11 protein-coding genes are annotated in these 18,243 nt (G+C 46.8%); 8 read left to right on the forward strand and 3 right to left on the reverse strand.

Annotation, left to right across the window (positions count from 1 at the left end; translation table 11 throughout):
- Window positions 1-139: 139 nt before the first annotated feature.
- Together QUB61_RS21485 and pgeF are read right to left on the reverse strand one after the other, a co-directional pair.
- A complete protein-coding gene (locus QUB61_RS21485) occupies window positions 140-751 on the reverse strand; it encodes a CPP1-like family protein (protein WP_333134244.1) in 612 nt (203 codons plus the stop codon).
- 1,165 nt (window positions 752-1,916) lie between these two features.
- Window positions 1,917-2,795 (reverse strand): peptidoglycan editing factor PgeF, encoded by an 879-nt coding sequence (gene pgeF, locus QUB61_RS21490; RefSeq protein ID WP_333134246.1) that lies wholly within the window; start codon window positions 2,793-2,795, stop codon window positions 1,917-1,919.
- A 427-nt stretch (window positions 2,796-3,222) separates the two neighbouring features.
- Between pgeF and QUB61_RS21495 the strand changes: the two genes are divergently transcribed.
- The 3 genes from QUB61_RS21495 (at window position 3,223) to QUB61_RS21505 (ending at window position 8,657) form a co-directional block, all read left to right on the forward strand.
- Entirely contained in the window at window positions 3,223-5,001 is a 1,779-nt protein-coding gene (locus QUB61_RS21495) for a peptidoglycan DD-metalloendopeptidase family protein (protein WP_333134247.1), read from the forward strand.
- A gap of 186 nt (window positions 5,002-5,187) precedes the next feature.
- The gene (locus tag QUB61_RS21500; RefSeq protein ID WP_333134249.1) at window positions 5,188-7,506 is read left to right on the forward strand and encodes a hypothetical protein; all 2,319 of its coding nucleotides are present in this window, start codon (window positions 5,188-5,190) and stop codon (window positions 7,504-7,506) included.
- A 260-nt stretch (window positions 7,507-7,766) separates the two neighbouring features.
- Window positions 7,767-8,657: a glycosyltransferase gene (locus QUB61_RS21505; protein ID WP_333134251.1), complete on the forward strand. Its 891-nt coding sequence runs from the start codon at window positions 7,767-7,769 to the stop codon at window positions 8,655-8,657.
- 428 nt (window positions 8,658-9,085) lie between these two features.
- On the opposite strand, the gene ribE is transcribed toward QUB61_RS21505, so the two are convergent.
- Window positions 9,086-9,799: a riboflavin synthase gene (gene ribE / locus QUB61_RS21510; protein WP_333134253.1), complete on the reverse strand. Its 714-nt coding sequence runs from the start codon at window positions 9,797-9,799 to the stop codon at window positions 9,086-9,088.
- Between the two features lie 246 nt (window positions 9,800-10,045).
- Between ribE and QUB61_RS21515 the strand changes: the two genes are divergently transcribed.
- The 5 genes from QUB61_RS21515 to QUB61_RS21535 all read left to right on the forward strand — a co-directional run bounded on the left by QUB61_RS21515 (window position 10,046) and on the right by QUB61_RS21535 (window position 18,232).
- Entirely contained in the window at window positions 10,046-10,552 is a 507-nt protein-coding gene (locus QUB61_RS21515) for a bifunctional nuclease family protein (RefSeq protein ID WP_172185863.1), read from the forward strand.
- 5 nt (window positions 10,553-10,557) lie between these two features.
- Complete coding sequence (locus QUB61_RS21520) at window positions 10,558-11,688, forward strand: aldo/keto reductase (RefSeq protein ID WP_333134255.1); 1,131 nt, start codon at window positions 10,558-10,560, stop codon at window positions 11,686-11,688.
- A gap of 142 nt (window positions 11,689-11,830) precedes the next feature.
- Entirely contained in the window at window positions 11,831-13,051 is a 1,221-nt protein-coding gene (locus QUB61_RS21525; RefSeq protein WP_333134257.1) for a transposase, read from the forward strand.
- A 540-nt stretch (window positions 13,052-13,591) separates the two neighbouring features.
- Window positions 13,592-16,813 carry a PAS domain-containing protein gene (locus tag QUB61_RS21530; RefSeq protein WP_333134259.1) on the forward strand — a complete coding sequence of 1,074 codons (3,222 nt, stop codon included), beginning with the start codon at window positions 13,592-13,594 and terminating at the stop codon, window positions 16,811-16,813.
- Window positions 16,814-17,242: 429 nt separating this feature from the next.
- Window positions 17,243-18,232: a transposase gene (locus QUB61_RS21535; RefSeq protein WP_333190106.1), complete on the forward strand. Its 990-nt coding sequence runs from the start codon at window positions 17,243-17,245 to the stop codon at window positions 18,230-18,232.
- Window positions 18,233-18,243 lie beyond the last annotated feature (11 nt).

The following is an 18,243-nucleotide window of genomic DNA, read 5'->3' on the forward strand; positions in this document are numbered from 1 at the left end:
TCATTAGTTATGAGTTATTAATTGTTAGCTGATGTTATTTTTCAGAGGTCTTGATTCCACAGTTATTAGTTGTTGGCTCCTGACTAATAACTGCTGACTAATAACTGCTGACTAATGACTGGTGACTAATGACTGGTGACTATCGCAGAAAACTGCTAACCAGCCACAGAATTAAAAACGTAAACAAAGCGATAAATTTCTCTGTTGTTATAAATGCCGGACTGACCAAAGAACCCAAAAAGCCTCCCAGCAACAAGCCTATAACCAAGCCAGCCACAGTCAGCAGCACAGCCCGACCAAATTTTTGTTCCTTGCGATTAACAAAATAAAGACAAGAGCCGACCCCAAGAGCCAGAGTCAACTGTAGTAAACCATCATTAGCCGCCGGATAAATACTCAGTCCGCCTAACCCCACATACACCCCAGCAGGCCACAAAATGTCCGATCGACTAGGAGTATCGATTAGCCGCTGCAACCAAGCTGGGCTGCCACTAGGAGGAGACGGAGTAAAGCTTGCGGGTGCGGGAGTCAGTCGCTCGGGGAAGCGGATGCGTTCGGGCACTTTAATTTTACCTTCCTGTCGCTGCCGCAGGCGATCCATGAGGATCGCGTCGTATGCTGCTTCGATCGATTCCAAACGTTTCATGTCACCGCTGTACTGCTCAGCTAGGCGCGTGCGGGCCTCTTGCACTTCATCAAAGGAAGCATCTTCATCGACTTCAAGCAGTTGATAGGGAGTTGGCTCACTCATAAAAAACTCCGTAAGTGGGAAACTCAGTCGCTGCATAGCGCTGAGAGGGAAACGACCCTTCGGCTACGCGAGCGCGCATAGCCCGGGCGGTTTCAACCGTAAGACAACATTACACGGGGATTGTGTGATTCGGTGTACCTTTGTAATGTACTTTCACTGTTTACAATTACCACCTCAAACCTCACAATCGGCGATCGCATAATATTTGATCCTTATAGCCTCCATGAGAGGGGTAATGTTAGCTTGCGCCTTAGTTTACGGTCGGTACTATATTTAGGACACTAACTTAACTCAATAAATTTGTTTAATCCTAAATTTCCCGATTCAAGGAGCTAGCTGAGCATTCCTTGGTAGGTCTTTAAACTCTTACCCTTAACGTAGTACCCAGGTACGCATGACTGTCAACTGTGGTTTAAGTCAAAGGCCAAAAGCCAAGCGCGTGTCTTTAGACCTGGGTCGTTGACTGTAATAACCCGCCTCGGTACTCTCGTTATCTGGAAATTGGGTTTAAAACCCCGTCCTTCTAGAACGGCTTTAATTTCTTAAATCCATTCCTAAAAATCAGGGAATTGCTGGTATTTGTAGTATACTACAATAGTCAAGGTTAAACTCAGGAGCCTCAAGTGAAACAGTTAAGACACACTTTTAGGCATAAATTGTTGGACCGAGAGCCGCGAATACTCTTAAAACAGCTAGAGAATCAACGCATTCTTTTTACCAGAAAAAAATAATTTGGTTCATTTGTTAAGTAGGGTAGGGCATACCCGAACTCGCTTGTTCATATCAAGCGTACGCTTTTGGAGATAGACCCTAGGCGGGTTGCTGTGAGTTGAACTCGTCAATTGGTATTTTGTACGGTTGAAAAGTTTAAGAAGTGCCTTCATGACATAGCGCTTAAAGGTCTGTCGATGAATTAAGAATCCCCACGCCTTCAGACCCGGGAGTGTCAAAGAGCAATCTTAACAAGAGAGGAAAGGGGGGCGGGGGCCCCGGCGGCTTTCCCAAAAGTTGGGCTGCTAGTTTTTAGTGATTTAAAACCGGAACCAGCAAACCTTAGGAAGGTAGAAGCTAGAAGGCATTCGGGATTCGTAAATAAAAAATAATGAATCCAAAGATTTTTATTTTTATCTTGACCGTCTAAAATTTTACCTTCTGCCAAATGCCCTCAGAAGGAACAAGTCCTGGCGGCGCTCACAATTCCGGACCACTGGACTTTTTTAAGTCGATCGCGGCGGTAGGAAAAAAAGCGAGCCGAGTCAGAATAAGTACAGAAAGGAGCGATCGCCACTTGAGAAAGATCGATTCCCAACTGCTGCAATTGCAGAGCATTGCAGATGCGAACATCCAAGCGTACCTTTCCCGGTTCTGGATCGGGCAAGACAGGCGATTCGGGCAGTTGATCCAAAAACTCTAGAATGCCGTCGGCTGTCGCATTAACGGCACTCAAAGGAGCAATGGTGGCTCCCAGTTCCGCTGCCACTGCCACAGATACCTGGTAAACCTTTCCAGCGATCGCCGGCCCCATAGCAATCTTCAGATTTTCTAGTTGACTGCCTTGTGCCACAAGTTGAGCGATCGCCTCTGGTAATATCTTAGCAGCAGTCCCGCGCCAACCGGCGTGAACTGCAGCAACCAGTCCCGTGCGACCGTCAGCAATCAGCACCGGCACGCAGTCAGCCGAGCAAACCCAGAGCGCCTCCAATTCTTGCTCGGCCACCAAGCCATCAGCCTCAGCATAGTTTGGGGCAGCGGTGGACGGGTCCGGAGCCACAACAGGGAGCAACTGACTGGTTTTGAGTACCCCATTGCCGTGTACCTGTTGGAGTCGATAAACCTTAGCTCCGGGTTCGAGAACTTCCGTCAGCTCGATCGGCCCCTGCGGCGAGAAATCGCGGGTAAAAAAGCCGTGACGCCAGCGAGAAAGCAAGCTGCAAGTCAGATAGGGCAAGCCTTCTGAACTCTGCCACTCCCAACTGATACCGTCTGGTTGTCCGGCGCACTCAGAGTCAGGAAAATTTGTCAAGCGATCGCCAGCTACAGTCATGAAACCTATCCTTACCCAAGCGAATCATTTGCCTTGTATTCTAAACAATCAACAATTTTGGCGACTAAGTTTAAATCGACGATCGGCTTTAATCAAAAAATCGCGATTCCTCGGCGCTTAACTCCGGCGGACGCCACCAAAATTGTGCATTACCCTCTTAGCCAAATTTCGGCAACTAATTAACATACACGGACGCCAAAGCGCTATCATCATTGTGACCGTCACAGACGACTTGCGGCGATCGAGCTCGAAAAAACCAGGGTATCCATCGCGACTCGACCCAGGGGCATTCTACTTGTTCGATGCGCCAAAAAAATTGCCTCAAGCCCGGTAAAATCATTTAGGGCTGTATAAAGACAAGGATTGCAATACATTCGATCCTGACTTCGATCTCCTTGTACCCCCTGTTGAGTTGGGAAAAAAAATCGTGAAACCAGTTCCAGACAAGCAAATAACAGCCCATTTGAACACCAAACAGCAAAAAAAGAACCCTACAGGCGCCCGGACTCGATCGCGCCTTTTGTCCGATCGCTCACTGCTGGTGGGACTGGGTTGCCTTGCCAGTCTGGGACTGCTCAGCCAAGGCTTAGTTTGGGCCCAAGCCGAAACTCCGCCAGCAGAACAAGCCGTCCCCGGCGCAGCAGACCTCCAGCCATTATTTGAAGCTCCTCTCCCGCCCCCAGAACCCGAATACAGCCAAGGGTCGCCAGAACCCGACCCGGAACCGCAGGCAGAAGTTCCGCCGCCCGAGCCTTTCGATGCCGAACCGCCCAGCGAGCCGGAGTACGCCACCGAACCACCTCCCACCCAATATTATCTGCCGGAACCCGCGCTGATTCCCCTGCCAGAAGCGACGGCCCAGGAGCCACCTTTTGAAGCGCCAGTTAACCCAGCCCACGCTGAAATCGACCAAACAGACTACAGCGTTGGCGCTACCAGCGAGTACGAAGCGCCAACAACCATAGAGTTTGCAGAACGATCGAACGGCTGCGAAGAAGGTGGCGGTTTGTGCGCGCCTCCTCCTGTTTCCGAGCCGGTGACGGCAGATGCAGCAGAGCCCAACTACAGCCCGGAAACTCCGATCGCAGACGACGGCTATATTGCAGCCCCTCCTCCTCGAAATCTGCCCGATCGCCTTCCGGGCGATGTTCCGGGAACTGTTGCCGGAAATAGTAGCGGGAATCCTGTCGGTAAACTCGGTCAAGCCGTTCAACAAATAGGCCGCCGGGTTTGGGGGGGTTCAAACCCGCCGGAATCAGCTTACGCACCAGAGCGCTACTCGGCAGACGCCGGATACTCCGCAGACGCTGGATACTCCGCAGACGCCGGATACTCCGCAGACGCTGGATACTCCGCAGACGCCGGATACTCCGCAGACGCTGGATATTATGCCGGACCTGCATCTTACAGCGACGGCCCTCCAGCGCCCAGCATGGGACTCGGGCCGGTTCAAGTCGGTGCGATTAGTGTCAGCAGCGGCAGCAATACAGGTTTTGCTTTCTACAATCTCACGCCGCGTCCCGCAGGCCGGCCCGGAAATGGCAACACCAGCCTGCTGTTTCCGCTATCTATTGCTACGGCAATTACTTCGCCGTTTGGATGGCGGACTCATCCAGTTCTGGGCTACGGCAGGTTTCACACCGGAACAGACTTGGGGGCCCCGCTGGGAACGCCGGTACTGGCCGCCTATGCAGGTCAAGTGGCGATTGCCGATTGGTTGGGCGGCTACGGTTTGACGGTGGTTCTCAACCACAACAAAAACTCTCAGGAAACTCTCTACGGCCACCTTTCGGAACTGTTTGTGAAACCGGGAGAGTGGGTGAAACAGGGAGAGACCATCGGCCGCGTCGGCAGTACGGGAATGTCTACAGGGCCTCACCTCCACTTCGAGGTTCGGCAAATGACTGACCAGGGTTGGGTGGCGATCGACCCTGGTTCTCAGCTAGAATTCGCTCTGGCAAGAATGGTCGGCACTTTGGAAACCGCCAAAGTACCGAAAATGCCGAAAATGGTGGAAATACAAACCGCTAACGGACTCAAGGATCTGGAAAACGATCTGCCCCAGCTTCCACCTCTGCCGCTGGGAATGGACATCGAAGTTCACAACCTCCAGCCGCCATTCCCGGAACTGTTAAAAGCTGACACTTCCGGGCCCAAAGACAAGCAAGCCCCCAAACCCAAAACTCAGAAGCAAGCTAGCAGGTAAACATGGCGGCTTGGATAGATTAATTTTTTTAGGGGCGGGCTATTCGCCCACCCCTAAAAAAATTGATGTTTTGTAGAAAGGGGACTCCTAGTCTGTTGCTGAGCATGGTGCAAGATGTGTTGATATCAGATCCGATGGATTTCTCTTTACCAGAAAAAGCCTGGGAACGACGAAAAACCAATAAAAATGGGTAACTTGCAGCTTATGCTAATAGCGCAGCATTTGTGGGAATTAATTTTATTTCTGATTATTGTAGTCTGCCCGATTCCCTTAAGCTTGTTTCTTGCCTTCGAGAATCAGAACGAATACAAGAACTATTCATTTCCCCATTTTCTCCTCGTACTCCTGACAGGATGGAGCATTGCACAAGTTTGTATCGGCTTGATTTTAGGAAGTGCCGAGCGACTAAATATTTCTGCGGTCATTATAGTAGAAATTCTGATTTGTGCGATCGGCTTAATCGTCATTTATGGCAAAAACCACACAGCTTTTACCTTCTCGCAATTGCCGATTCCCCGAATCAAGCAATCTCTGAGCCAATCAGAATCCCTAATTATTGTTGCCACCGCTGTTGCAGGAGTTGTGCTGCTGGAAACTCTCGCAACCAAACCCACAACCAATTATGATTCATTGTGGTTTCACCTGCCTGCGATCGCCCGATGGTATCAAACCCATTCATTTACATTATTAGATGCCGCCGGAAATTGGATTTTCGAGCACGAGCAAGCACGAATATATCCCTACAATTGGCACGTTTTGTCTGCTTTGTGTTTGCTCCCCTTCGGAGAAGATTTTCTCACAGCTTTTCCCATGCTAATTTCGTGGGTACTTGAGGGAATTGCCGTTTATCTATTGAGCGTAAAATTTGGAGCCACCCGAATTCACGGTATGGCAGCAGCATCTTTAGTATTGACAGTACCGATGGTGCTAAACCAAGTTAACACCATTCACTCCGACTTACCGCTAGCTGCAATATTTACAGTGGGTTTGTATCTAGGTTTATCCTATCATAGCAGCAGATCGCAATCCGAACTCTCCCTATTTTTGGCAGCCGCCGGAATGCTAGCCGGAATAAAAATCACCGGGATAGTCTATGCAGCCTCACTTTTAGTAGGATTAGCAATATTAGAAATTAAAAGATTCGCCCTTAATAAAAATTCCCCACCAGCTAATTTTAGAATTCGCCACTTTATCAAACCAGTCTTGCTGTGCGGCATAGCTTGTTGCTTGTTTTTAGGAGGTTTTTGGTATGCGAGAAACTTGCTGCACATCAATTATCCTGTCGGCGATGCCAGCGATATTAAAGTTCCCTTACAGCCTGTTCCCTTACCGTCTCCCGTACAGCAGCCAACACCTCCCGTACAGCAGCCAACACCTACCCTACCTGCGTCGCCCACTTCGCCGTCTTTCAATGCTTGGCAAAGCACTTTAGTAGCTCAATTTAATCCCAGCAATATTTCCCACTGGCAAACTCTCGGCTGGCAAATCATCATTAGATTGCAACTGCCATTTCTGGCGATCGCACTTCAGGTATTGGCAGCGCCTCTGGCTTTGATCGAAGGTAAAACCCGAATAATTAATCAAAATAATATTATTTTAATTGTACTTCTCGCCAGCACAGGAATTCTGTATCTAATTACACCTTACACGTCCGGTACTGCGGGAGAGTCGATCGGTCTACTCAGCCCTTTACTGGGTTTTAACCTCAGATACGGATTTCCCTTTTTAAGCGTACTCGCCATCGCCGCAGCAGCTACAGCAACTCTCTTGAAAACTCAAAATCAAGTTGTTCTGGCAGTGGTTTTGGTTAGTATTTTTTTCGGAATTACTAGCAACACAATTTTTGATAATATTAAAAATGCTTCTTTCACCAGAGATAGTATTGTTTGGGGGAGTTTGTTGATTGACAAATTTAAGTCTAACCCATTAGAAGCTATTAATGATATCGCAACAATATTAGCCCCGATTTGGCAAGATATATTAAGAGCTCCGATATTTTATCTTGTGTCAATGACGCTGGCTGCGATATTGTTGAAAATCAATCCTGGTTTAGGATGGCTGAATCATCTATTTCCCACCCGAAAAAAAACGATTTACATAGTGATAATTGGTGTTTGTATAGGATTGATAGTAATTGGTCATTGGAGGGAAAAGCGAGATATTGCTCGCGCCGAACTGTATCGCGGCATTTACGAGTATATTGATAAAAATACAGTACCCGATGAAAGAATAGGCTTCTTTTTAAGTTTCCGCAGCTACCTATTTTACGGGAGAAATTTGGACAGACAAGTCTTATATGTGCCGTTTAGAGCCGATCGACTTTCGGCATGGATTGACAACCTCCGGCAAAACAAAATTAGGACTGTGGGATTCGGACCGCTGACTCCGACAGACGCAGCTACCAGAAAAGCTCTATCTTGGCTGACAAGTGCCGAGGGCCCGCTGCAACCAGTTTTCGGAAAAGATTTTAATACTGAGCCGATGTTGTATCGCTTGAAAAATTAAAATATATCAGTTATACTTAGGATCGCGAATTAAATAACTTACAATTTTAATTGTTATTCTGGGATGGGCGTCCCGCCCGTCCTTTTTGGACGGGCGGGACGCCCATCCCACAAACTTGTGGAAGTTATTTAATTCTCATTCCTTAGGACTTACGAACGGGTGTTCAGAAACCGGGTTTTTTAACCCAAATACTTGCTTAGAACCCTCAATATCGCTTAAAAAACCCGGTTTCTTTGTGGGCGAGTGCGTAACCCCTAATCATGAACCAAGCTAAAACTCTATTTTCAATTATTGTTCCGACTTACAATCGCCCAGATAAATTAGTGGCGTGTCTCCAGTCTTTTGTGGCACTGGAATATCCGCGCGATAAATTTCAAGTCATTGTCGTCAACGACAGCACCGAAATATCTGTAGAAACTACAATTTCCCCTTTTCTTCATCAGCTAAATCTCACACTTCTGACACAACCCAACTCCGGCCCGGCAACGGCGCGAAATACTGGAGCTTTTGCCGCCAAAGGCAAATTTTTAGTGTTTACAGACGATGATTGTACTGTGGCGACAGATTGGCTGCAAAATCTGGAAAATCGATTTGTGGAAACACCAGACTGCTTAATCGGAGGTCGAACTGTAAACGCGCTGCCTGATAACATCTATTCTACTGCCAGCCAGCAACTGATCGATTACCTTTACAGTTACTATAATGCTATTGGCGATCGCGCGGAATTTTTCACTTCTAACAATTTTGCCTTGGACGCTGAGACTTTCCAAAAAATCGGCGGCTTTGACACGACTTTTTCTCTAGCGGCTGGAGAAGACCGGGAATTTTGCTTTCGCTGGCTCAATTCCGGCTACGGCGCGGTCTACGCTCCCGAAGTTACAGTCTATCACTCCCACGCACTAACTCTACGCAAATTTTGGCAACAGCAATTCAATTATGGTAGAGGTGCTTTTTTGTTTCAGCAAATTATCTCGAAACGTGCGGCTAATCGGAAGCTACAACATCCGTCATTTTATCTCAATTTGCTAACTTATCCATTGTTCCATGCACCAGGCCTTCAAAAGCTATTAATTGCAGCATTGTTTTTAGTTTCTCAGGTGGGAATTGCTGCGGGGTTGTTTTGGGAGAAAAACAATTTTGTTGAGGAATAGAGTTGGATTTTTGAACCGCAGAGAACGCAGAGAACGCAGAGAGAGAAGTAAGAGTTATAGCCTTTCTCAGTAACATGAGGTACTCATAGGGCATAGGGCATAGGGCATAGGGCATAGGGCATAGGGCATAGGATTTGCCCCCATACCTCACCACGCGATCGAACCGCTATAGCAATCCTAAATCATTTGTGAATTTCTTACTCCCGGACCGCGGGTTCGGGGAGGGCTGGGGTGGGGTAAAAAATTTACGACTCATTTAGAATTGCTATATATTAGGTGCGTTAGCTTTGAGCGGTCAATTATTGATAAAATAATTCGCGGACGGGGCACCCTACAACTACAACTCACAGTGAACAGTCAACAGTCACGGAAGCTGCAACCGGAATCGATATCAAATATGAGCAAGGTGTGCGGGGCGCACCCTTCGATTAAATAAATCCGTGTTCTGCTAAGAATTCTGGTGTAATTGTTCCCAAACTGTTGATTGCGGGGGTTTCTTCCCAAGGTTCGGGATGCGATTTTGAGCCGCTGCCCAGAAATTTTGCGACATATTTACCGAGAATATCTGCTTCTAAATTAACTAAACTTCCTGGTTGCAAATGGCTGAGGTTTGTCTCGGAAAAACTGTGGGGAATTACGGCAATTTCAAACCAATTACCGTCAGCATCGCAATCGGCCACGGTTAAGCTGATGCCGTTGACGGCGATGCTGCCCTTGGAAACGATGTAAGGCGCGATTTGGCGCTGCCATCCCGAATTGGCGGATGGTGGGGCAGTAAACCGCATCTCCCAAGCGTTGGCGGTTTGGGTTGATGTCGCTAAAGTACCGATCGCATCTACGTGTCCCGTCACGAAATGTCCCCCCAATTTGCTACCGGCGCGCAGGGAGGTTTCTAAGTTGACCCAAGCATCGGGGAATGCACCCAAAGTAGTGCGGCGCAGGGTTTCTGGGGAAGCTACGGCGACAAAACCTTGTGGCAGAACTTCCACAACCGTCAAACAGACTCCATCCACGGCTACGCTGTCCCCAATGGCTAAATCTTGTAAAATTTGATAGGAGTGGGTGGAGGTGCAGGAAATTTGGAAATAATCGTTGCCTAGCGATTTCAGCTTTCCGAGAGATTGAATTAGTCCTGTAAACATAAGTATTTTTCCGTAGTCGATCGCTTATTTACATCAAACCACAGGCACAAACCAGACGCAGGAGCTTTTGCCGTCCCCCTCGACCCCGACCCGAGCCCATCTCAAATCTCAAATCTCCAATCTCCAATCGACAGTCCACGATTCGTTGCAGATTCAGGCGAAGATCGAGTCATACTGGATTTAGGTCATAAGTATGTCCAACTTCTCTATTGCCTTACAGTTTCTTAATTCTATGAGGCCGATCGAATGATTGAAATGAAAGTCGCTGGAATTGCCTTAGATGCAGCCACGCGCAGTCCTATTGTCCTATTGAGAGACGCTACTGAGCGACGCGCTTTGCCTATTTATATCGGTCAGGAGCAGGCAAAGGCTATTATTAGTTCTCTGGAAGGTCACAAGCCTCCTCGACCTTTAACTCACGATTTGATGGTCAATTTTTTAGAAGCCTGGAATCTTACCTTGGAGCGCATAGTTATTCACTCGCTGCAAGATAACACGTTCTATGCCGTGCTGATCGTCCGTCAAGGAGAAGTTAAAAAAGAGATCGATGCCCGACCTAGCGACGCGATCGCCCTAGCCCTGCGCACGAATAGCCCCATCTGGGTGATGGAAGAAGTCGTCGCCGATGCTTCCATACCGGTCGATCGAGATGCTGATGAAGCCGAACGCCGGGCCTTCCGGGAATTTATCTCAAACCTCCGTCCAGAGGATTTGATCAAGAGAAGCGGCTTTAGCCCGGGCGAAACGTCCTAACATTTATGCGCTATCGACGGTTTGGCAAAACTAACTTGCACCTGTCCGTATTTTCCTTGGGAACCATGCGCTATTTGGCTTCTGAGGAAACTGCCTGTCAGACTGTACAACAGGCCCTGTCTCAGGGAATCAATCACCTGGAAACGGCGGCGGGTTACGGTTGCAGCGAGGAATATCTCGGGGCGGCCCTCTCGGCTGGTTTGTCTGTCCATCGATCGCGCTTCCACGTCACTACGAAAATTTGCCCAACGGAGGATGCAGCAGCAATGGAACGCTACATCGACTCATCCCTCAAACGCCTGAATTTAGACTATATCGACTGTCTGGCAATTCACGGTTTGAATACTTGGGAACATTTGGCGATTGTGCGATCGCCCGCAGGCTGCATGGAAGCTGTCCGCCGCGCCCTGGCTGATGGTCGCATTCGGCACGTCGGCTTTTCGACTCACGGGCCTCTGGATCTGATTTTGGCTGCAATCAGTACAGATTTGTTTGAATTTGTCAATCTGCATTATTACTATTTTTTTCAGCGCAACGCCCCGGCAATTGAACTCGCCAAGCACAAAGATATGGGCGTTTTCATCATTTCCCCAGCCGATAAAGGAGGGCAACTCTACACGCCCCCGGAAACTCTGGCACAATTGTGCTCGCCTTTCTCGCCTTTAGAGTTGAACTATCGGTTTTTACTCAGCGATACTAGGATTGGGACTCTGAGTGTGGGGGCTGCAAATGCGACCGAATTAGAGCAACCTCTGAAATATGCCGATAGCGACTGGACCCTCACTAGGGAAGAAATCGCTGCGTTCGATCGGCTAGAATCGGTGATTGCAGCCAGTTTGAAAACCGACAAATGCAGCCAGTGCTATGCCTGTTTGCCTTGCCCGGAAAACATCAACATTCCCGAAGTATTGCGGCTTCGCAATCTCGCCGTTGGATGCGACATGATTGACTTTGGCAAATACCGCTATGCAATGTTTGAAAATGCCGGACACTGGTTTCCTGGTAGCAAAGGCAACCGCTGCACCGATTGCGGCGAATGTTTGCCCAGGTGTCCCGAAAAGTTAGACATCCCAACTTTGCTCAAAGATACTCACCAGCGACTCGGCGGTAAAGCAGGTAGGCGGTTGTGGGATTGAAAACAAGGTGAAGCAGGGAAAAGGTCGATCGAGCGTATTACAAAAATTCATTCAATTTATCGTCAAACATGGTAATCTATAGACATCTATTTGGCTTTCTTCTAACTCCCGGGGCAACCAAATCCCCAAGCCAGAAACCCTTATGCACATTGTAGAAAAGTATATTATTGACAAAAACCACTCTCTTTTTAAAGAGGCAGAAAGCTTATGCTTTCTCTCGAACAATCTTTTCAACTACGCTAACTATATCATCCGTAAAAATTTATTATTTAAAACCGGAGAATATCTCAACTACAACGCTATCCAAAAGCAATCTCATGGAACCCCAGACTATACAGCTTTACCCGCCAAAGTCTCTCCGCAAGTATTGTTGAGATTGCATGAGAGCGGGCAAGCTTTTTTTGCAGCCAAAAAAGAATACAAACAACATCCAGATAAATTTAAGTCGGCGCCCAGAATTCCCAAGTACAAACACAAAACTCTCGGGCGCAACGTTATCACCTATACATCCCAATCAGTCAGTAAATCTGCCTTGAAAAAAGGTTTAATACACCTGTCTCAAACGCAGATAGTCTTGGCAACACACGTTAAAGAAGTATGTCAAGTACGAATTGTCCCTGGGATCTACCGCTACAAAATAGAAATTGTCTACTTCAAGCCTGTTTCCCTTGATAGGAGGGTCACGGAAACTATTGCAGGGATTGATATAGGCTTAAACAATCTTGCCACTTTGACGGAGAATCAGCCGGGATTTAAACCATTAATTATCAACGGGAAGCCTCTCAAATCAATCAATCTTTACTATCATAAAAATAAGGCGAGTCTGCAATTTAAATGGCAGCCGGAAATCAAGACATCTCATCGTTTAAGGAGGTTAACCCACAAACGCAACTGTAAGATAGATAATTACTTGCACCGCGCGAGTCGCTCCATTATCAATCATCGGGCAGCTAACTCGATAGAGACACTGGTGATTGGTAAAAATGACGGCGGTCAAACAGGGAGAAATTTGGGCAAGAAAACGAATCAAAACATGGTGTCAATACCCCATGCCAAGTTTATTGAAATGTTGACTTATAAAGCCCAATTACTCGGAATCAATATCAATGTCGTGCTAGTAACAGAAGAGTACACATCTAAGTGTTATTTTCTGGATAACGAACCTTTATGGAAACAAGATTATTATCAAGACAGGGGAATTAAGAGGGGACTGTTTCGGACCCGAAACGGGACTTTGATTAATGCATATGTGAAGGGTTCGTTAAATATCATCCGAAAAGCATTCCCCAACGCTTTTGTAGAGGGGATAGAGGGGGTAGTAGTACCTCCGGTAAGGATTACTCCTTACAAAACGGCTTGCTAGACAGGTGTCTATATTTGTCTGTAAAGCTGATAACTATCTAAGTGTTGCAATAATTAGGCTAAACTTTGGTTGAACTGAATTGACGATAAAGTCGAGGGAAAAACTACTTAGCTTGGGGACTGTCTGCCGGAGCATCCCGATTTGGCAAAAAGCGTTTTTGAGGATTGCGAGCATCCTGCACAGCAAAGCCTATATCTCGCTTTGTGCTCTCCGGCTCGCAATCCTGTGAAAGCACTCATTGGGATGCTCGCAACAAACTTTAAATAGGAGCTGACAGTAGATGTAAAAACAACTAAATAAGACAATCTCATAGAACAGCGAGAAATTGATTTCTTTGAGAATACCCCAGTCATTTTCTTGCTTTGTTGGGCCCGGCGAGAGGGAACCATTTTATGATGAGTGATTAACCGAACTCGATATAAAACCTAAAATGGTTCGACTGAGCGCTCACACCGAAGTCAAAAATCAAAAATCAAAAATTGATTGCCTTCCAGATTAATTTATCGCGTATCATCTACAACCGATTCAGCATCTACTACTATGGCTCATACTCAGTTAAACGACAGCCAGCAAAATAGTCGGCAGCAAACTAAAGTTGTGACTTCCGAAAGAAGATTGAAAGCAGCTTTCAGGCCCTGCACCTACAACTTATCTATTACCAGAAAACAGCTAATCGGACTCCTGGCTTTACAAACAATGTTGCCAGTCGGACTAACGGGAGCAGCACTTTGGCTAACATCGGCACTTGGCAGCAATCAACTGCAAAATCAAGCTAAATCAGAGCTGGGCCTTAGTGAAATTAACTATAATCTCAAACTCGATCGCGCCGCCGAGCTTTTGCAAAACTCCTCTGACAGCAAAACGATCGCCCAAACAGTCTTAGATTACAACAGCGGTAATAAGATATCAGATTTGGAAAAACCTGTCAAGCAAATTCTGGAAAATCAAGTCAAAACAGGGTCCATAGACAGTGCTGCCTTAGTTGTAAAAAACGGGGAGATTGTGGCTAGCGTCAACCCCAACGATTCGGGAAAAAGTTTTAACCTGCAAAAAATAGTCGATCGAGTATTCGCTGCAAAAGAGCCAATTACCGCCAGCGAAATCATTGCCAACTCAGAAGTTCAGGAACAATTGGCATCTTTGCCGCCCGCATCGGGTTCACGCCCTGTTCTCGTCCGCTATGCAGCAATTCCCATAAAAGATCCCAAAAATCAGACAGTGATTGCTGCCTTAGTGTTAGGAAAAATTATCAGCCAAACCTCGGTAGTTGCTAGCAGCGAAACCCTCAATTTACAGGGCGGCGGATATGGTGCTATCTACGCACCGCTGGCTGACGGCAACTTTGTTTTGACAAGTTCGCAAACATTTACAAAAAACCAACAGTTACCAGACTTGCTGGCAGAAAAATCGCTGCTGAAATCTGCACTCGCCGCCGGTGGCAAATTAGTCGCCGCAGACGTACAAACAGGCAGTCAAACTCATGCAGTAGCTGCGCAATCCCTGGACAATTTAGCCGGAAAACCCGCAGCAATTTTAGTGCGGGGCATCCCCAAAACCTCGATCGAAACTTGGTGGGGCAACAACTGGCTGCTGCTGGCACTGTCTGCCGCTGCCGTTGTCCCCTTCGCCTTGGCAGTTGCAGTCACCCGCCGGATTGCCAAACCCACAAACTCAGATTTATCAACAGCAGACGGTAATTGGCCATCTAACTCCCCCGCCGAACCGCAGCAGCGATCCCGGAAGTTATATCTAATTTCTGACAATTTAAATGGAGGCGAATTCCCCGATTTATTCCCAAAAAAATCGAGTTTAAACGGTCAATTAGCGGTAGATTTTCGATATAAAAAATTTGCGGGCGATCGGGCGATCGCAAATTTCCCAATCCCGCTAACTTTCCCACCCCCAGAATTGCCCGCACACGGCGTCTCAACGCAGTCGGGGACGGTACATACAGAACTAGAAAAAAGCGCGATCGCCTTAAATCAAGTGCAGGAAGCTTGGCAAGACTTAAATCGCCTCAACATGGAATTGCAGCGAGAAATACTCAAACACCAAAACACTCAAAAATCCCTGCAAAAAAGCGAAGCACTGCTGCAAGCGATTTTAGACTACTCAACAGCAATGATTTACATCAAAGATGTTGACGGAAAATACCTGCTCACAAACCGCCATTTTGACAATTTGTTCCACTTGGAAAAAGAGCAAATAACAGGTAAAACCGACGGCGATATTTTTCCCCAAGACAAAGCAGCAGTCCTGCGAGAAAATGACCTGAAAGTTCTCGAAGCCTGCTCGCCCCTAAGCATGGAAGAAGTCATCCCTCAAGACGACGGCGCGCACACTTATATTTCTCTCAAATTTCCCCTTTGCAACGAAGAAGGCACAGCTTATGCAGTCGGTACAATTTCTACAGACGTGAGCGATCGCAAACTGGCCGAGATCGCCCTAGAAAAAGCCAAAGCAGAACTAGAAATAGAAGTCGCACAGCGCACCCTATTCCTCCAACAAGCCAACGAACTCTTGCAGTTTGAACTCGCCGCCAAAGTCCGCGGCGCAATCGCCGTCAGACAAATGACAGCTCAGGTAGCCCGACACGCCAGAACAGTTGACGGCATTCTCGGCGCCTCCCTCGACCTAATTTTTCTAGTAGATCGATCGGGAAGGTACACTTATGTCAGTCGCACCGCCGCTCAAGCTGCCGGCATGGACTCCAGAGAAATGATTAGCAAAACCTGGCAGGAATTAGGCTGGTCGCCAGACATTATGCAGCGGGTTCACGAAGAATGCGACGGCATATTTGCCACAGCCGAGCCCAAGAAAGGCGAAGTAATCGTCCCCACGGCAATCTGGGGAACCCGCGACTACGAGTACATTCTCAGCCCGCTTTTTGCCACTGACGGCAGCGTCGAAGCGGTGGTGGCGACACTGCGGGATATCACCGAACGCAAAGACGCGGAGGAAGCGTGGCAGTTGGCCAAAGAAGCCGCAGAACTCGCCAACCGCGCCAAGAGTGCTTTTCTGGCAAACATGAGCCACGAGTTGCGCACTCCCCTGAACGCGATTATCGGCTACAGCGATATGCTGGTGGAAGATGCCGAAGAGTTAGGCAACTTAGAGGTAGTCTCGGATTTAGACAAAATTCGCACTGCTGGCAAACACTTGCTGCGGCTGATAGACGACATTCTCGACATCTCCAAAATTGAAGCAGACAAGATGGAGATTTACCTCGAAAGCTTCGATGTCGGCGGCTTAATTGAGGAGGTGGCAACAACCATCAAACCGCTAATGGATAAAAACCGCAATACTTTGCAACTATTGAGTTCTGACAATGTCGGCGCTATGCACGGGGATTTGATGAAAGTGCGGCAGGTAATTTTGAATTTGCTCAGCAATGCTGCTAAATTTTCTACTAATGGGGCGATCGTACTTTCAGTTGAAAGAATTACAAGTGAAGAATTAAAAAATAAATATCAACCGAGAGTTGCTCAAATGTTAATTTTGGATTCAGACTTTTTAATTTTCCGAGTGACGGACACGGGCATCGGCATGACACAAGAACAGCAAGAGCGGCTGTTCCAACCTTTCACTCAAGCCGACAGTTCAACTACTCGCAAGTACGGCGGTACTGGTTTGGGACTGACTATCAGCCAGCGTTTCTGTCAGATGATGGGCGGCGATATTGAAGTTACTAGCCAGTTAGATTGCGGTTCTACTTTTACTGCTTTTCTACCTGCTTCATTGTTTAAGCGATCGGAATTTTAACAATGAAAACAGCAGCAATAAGAGCAATAAGAGTCGGCGGTTTCAACCGCTACTATACAAACAATGTCCGCCTCCGCGGACTGAAGAATAATAAAATTAACTTCCAGGCTGGAGCCTGGGAACCTAAATCTAGAGGCTCTGCCTCGCTTGGAAATATGGAGGCAGAGCCTCCGGATCTGCCTCGCTTGGAAACATGGAGGCAGAGCCTCCGGATCTGCGTTACTAGGCTGGAGCCTAGTAACGAGTAATTTAAAATTATCAGAAAATTGGGTTGAAAACCCCGTCCTTATAGGACGGCTTTAATTCAAGTATAGATATAAAAAATTCCACCTTTTAAATACAAAGAAGTATGACAAATCCTGCAATTAAGTAGACTTTTAGTTTAAGATAAAACCAGGCTAACAACAAATAGGAGGTGAGTCAATCTTGTTGACAAACTATGTTTACAAACTTCGTCCAAATCCAACGCAAGATTTAAAAATGTCAAACTGGGTGGATATGTTGAGAGGTCACTATAACTGGTGTCTGAACGACAGAATCATTCAATATAACCAACAGTTTTTTCAAGGGGACTACTGTCAGATAATTCATGAGGTTGAAGCTTGTCCATTAACCTGCTTCGTCAGTAAAAATGGTGCAACTGGCAATCCTTGGAAAGATTGCAAGGTAGATAAAGAAGGTAAACTCAAGAATCCTCGTCGCAGTGCTAGTGATATTCAAATCACATCCTTACCTGATTTAAAAACATCTAGGCCTTGGTATAGTGGAATAGACTCAACTGTTCTACAGCAGAACGTTAAACGTTTAGATACTGCCTACAAAAACTTCTTTGAAGGTAGAGGATTTCCTCAATTCAAAAACCGTAGTAACTTTACTTCTTTTACTTTTGTGATGGGAGTCAAGATACAAGGTAACAAAATCTACTTGCCCAAACTAGGGTGGATGCGGTTTTATAACTCACGTTCAATCCCTGATGGTTTCACTATTAAGGCTTGTGCTGTCAGGAAGCGTCAAAATGGTTGGTACGTGTCTATTCGGATCGAGAACAAGTCTGTTCCCGATTACATTGCCAAAGCTCTTGAGGATGTGGTTAAAGTAATTGGATGCGACTTGGGGATTGCAAAACTGGTTCATCTTTCCGATGGATATCAGATAGAAAATCCCAAATTCTCAACCAATAAAAAAGTTAAACGCACCTTAAAAATTAGACAGAGACGGGTTAGTCGCCAAGTCAAAGGTAGTAATAATCGGAAAAAAGCAGCTAAAAAAGTAGGACTATTACACCAAAAAATTAGCGATCGGCGTCAAGCGCATCAATGGAAAACGGCCCACAAAATAGTGGAGCGAAATATAGACGCAATTGATGCGAGAAAATTTACATATTTCTGGAATGCTACGTCGTTGTCTAGTGAAAACTGACGAGAAAACGG

The sequence above is a fragment of the Microcoleus sp. C2D2 genome (assembly GCF_036702495.1).
GTDB lineage: Bacteria > Cyanobacteriota > Cyanobacteriia > Cyanobacteriales > Microcoleaceae > Microcoleus.

What these genes read in the sequence shown, in the direction of transcription:
- ribE (WP_333134253.1), bottom strand. Translation starts at nt 9,799, where the DNA reads ATGTTTACAGGACTAATTCAATCTCTCGGAAAGCTGAAATCGCTAGGC.
- QUB61_RS21530 (WP_333134259.1), top strand. Translation starts at nt 13,592, where the DNA reads ATGGCTCATACTCAGTTAAACGACAGCCAGCAAAATAGTCGGCAGCAA.
- pgeF (WP_333134246.1), bottom strand. Translation starts at nt 2,795, where the DNA reads ATGACTGTAGCTGGCGATCGCTTGACAAATTTTCCTGACTCTGAGTGC.
- QUB61_RS21485 (WP_333134244.1), bottom strand. Translation starts at nt 751, where the DNA reads ATGAGTGAGCCAACTCCCTATCAACTGCTTGAAGTCGATGAAGATGCT.
- QUB61_RS21505 (WP_333134251.1), top strand. Translation starts at nt 7,767, where the DNA reads ATGAACCAAGCTAAAACTCTATTTTCAATTATTGTTCCGACTTACAAT.
- QUB61_RS21500 (WP_333134249.1), top strand. Translation starts at nt 5,188, where the DNA reads ATGGGTAACTTGCAGCTTATGCTAATAGCGCAGCATTTGTGGGAATTA.
- QUB61_RS21525 (WP_333134257.1), top strand. Translation starts at nt 11,831, where the DNA reads ATGCACATTGTAGAAAAGTATATTATTGACAAAAACCACTCTCTTTTT.
- QUB61_RS21520 (WP_333134255.1), top strand. Translation starts at nt 10,558, where the DNA reads ATGCGCTATCGACGGTTTGGCAAAACTAACTTGCACCTGTCCGTATTT.
- QUB61_RS21515 (WP_172185863.1), top strand. Translation starts at nt 10,046, where the DNA reads ATGATTGAAATGAAAGTCGCTGGAATTGCCTTAGATGCAGCCACGCGC.